Raw genomic sequence first — 2,390 nt, 5'->3', positions numbered from 1 at the left:
GGTGCGGAATTTGGCGTGACCGTCGAGCAGACCCTCACGGGCTATTACAATCCGATGAGTTCGATCTGCGCGCCTGACGGTACACTTTATATTGCCAATGCGGGCTACCATTCCATTATGAAGCGTACACCGAGCGGTGTACAGACGGTTTTTGCAGGAGGGAATAGTACAGTTTACGGCTATGTCAACGGTACGGGTACCGCCGCCCGTTTCCGGCTTCCGAGCTTCGTAGTCATGGATGGCTCGGGTAACATCTTTCTTACCGACCAGCAGAACCACCGTATACGAAAGATAACCCCCTCGGGAGCAGTAACGACTTTCGCCGGCAGCGGTAATATCGGTTCGACCAACGGTACGGGCACGGCCGCATCGTTCCATTATCCAATGGGCCTTGCCTTTGATGCTTCGGGAAATCTTTACGTGGCGGATGCCTACAACAACAAGATCCGCAAAATAACACCTTCGGGGGTGGTGAGCGACTATGCCGGCAGCGGCGTCCAGGGCACCCAGGATGGAGCCGCCGGTACTGCCCGCTTCTACCAGCCACGTTCCATATATGTCGATTCCAAAGGGGACATGTACGTGGCCGACCGGCTTAACAATCTCCTGCGGAAGGTGAGCGGCGGCATGGTTACCACTGTGGCTGGAAATGGTACGACGGGTTTTGTGGACGGACAGGGGAGTGCAGCACGCTTTAACGGTATGGGCGATGTTGTTGTCAAGGAGGGCAATATATACTCGGTGGACATCCACAACCACGCCCTTCGCTACATCTCGCCCGCTGGGAATGTCAAAACGATCTCCACGAGCGGCCAGTTCACGACCCCGGTGAATATATGCGAGGGACCGGGAGGTAAGTTCTACATAACGGAGAATACCACTAACCGGGTTAAGCGGGTTGATGTACGGCGTGCCTACAGCATCAGCCCCGCACTTCCGGATGGCCTGATATTCGACGAGAGCACGGGGCGTATCAGCGGAAGGCTGGGTTCCGTACGGGCTTCACAGAGCTACACGGTCACCGCGCGCAACAATATGGGCAGCTCCACGGCGACCGTTACGTTCTCGGTGGCTGCAGGTAGCGGACCCAATGCCTCCTGGGGACAGAACCATATCCTGGAAACTATCCCGCGACGTGCGTACGGCAGTCTTTCGACGATGGAAGGTAAACCGGTGGACTCCGTCAACCGGCGTATCCAGTACTTTGACGGGCTTGGCAGACCGATGCAGCATGTCGAATGGCAGGGTAGTCCTCTCAAGAAAGATGTTGTACAGTATATCGAGTACGACGGTTTCGGTCGGGAGGCCATCAAATATTTGCCCTACGCCGACGATACGAGCAACAACGGTAGTTTTAAGGTCGATGGCAAGCTTAAGCAGCAATATTACTATAAAAACACAGGTTCCATTACAGGAAAGACAACGGGCTGGGATGCGCACGTAAAGAAGACGGACAGGCCCTACGCGGTTACGGTATTCGAGAACAGCCCTTTGAACCGGGTGAAGGAACAGGGTTCCCCGGGCATGGTATGGCAGCCGGCAGCAAACCGTACGCCGGGCACCGGACGCACGGTGGTTACGGACCACGGCACGAACGTGACCATCCCTTCGGCAGAAGCGGTCCGGCTCTGGAAGGTGGACCACAATGCCTCGGGCACCCCTACGGGAGCCACGGGTACGACGGACTATGTGGCGGGGAGGCTTTACAAAACCGTGGTGAAAGACGAGAACTGGACTTCGGGCCGTGCAGGGACAGTGGAGGAATATAAAGACTTCGGCGACCGTGTGGTACTGAAACGTATCTGGGAATCGGAGAGCAAAAAGCTGGAGACGTACTATGTATACGACGATTTCGGCGACCTGTGCTACGTCGTCCCTCCGGCGGTTACGCAGGACAAATTTACAGAAGCGGCAGCCGATCCGGTATTCGATAAGTATATCTATGCCTACCGCTACGACGGGCGCCGGCGTCTGAAGGAAAAGAAGGTCCCGGGCAGGGGATGGGAGCATATCGTTTACAATAATAATGACCAGCCGGTTTTGACCCAGGATTCCGTGCAGCGGACGAAACCTCTTCCCGAATGGAGCTATACGAAATACGATGCTTTTGGACGGGTTACAGAAACAGGTATCTTCCGCAGAAATCTTAGTCGTGGACAGTTACAGGACACGCTGAACTTAGAGCAGGCAGATGCATCGAGGGCACTATGGGAAACCAGAGGATATAACGCCCTCTCTTATGACAACAAAAGTTATCCCCGGGGAACTTCCACCAAAACTGTTCTGACGGTAAACTACTACGACGATTATGGGTTCAGGGCCACAAACGTACTTCCTGCAAGTAGTGGTCTGAACAACACGGCCATGGTGAAGGGCCTGCTCACGGGAAC

General features: G+C 55.1%; 1 protein-coding gene. It reads left to right on the top strand.

The window, feature by feature from the left end:
- Positions 1 to 54: 54 nt before the first annotated feature.
- The coding region (locus C5745_RS19800) for a DUF6443 domain-containing protein (RefSeq protein ID WP_207795864.1) at positions 55 to 2,390 on the top strand (2,336 nt) is incomplete at its 3' end.

Source organism: Sphingobacterium haloxyli, assembly GCF_002980525.1.
Classification (GTDB): Bacteria; Bacteroidota; Bacteroidia; order Sphingobacteriales; family Sphingobacteriaceae; genus Sphingobacterium; species Sphingobacterium haloxyli.
The sequence above is the reverse complement of the archived record's forward strand: the minus strand, read 5'-3'. Positions and strand labels throughout refer to the sequence as shown.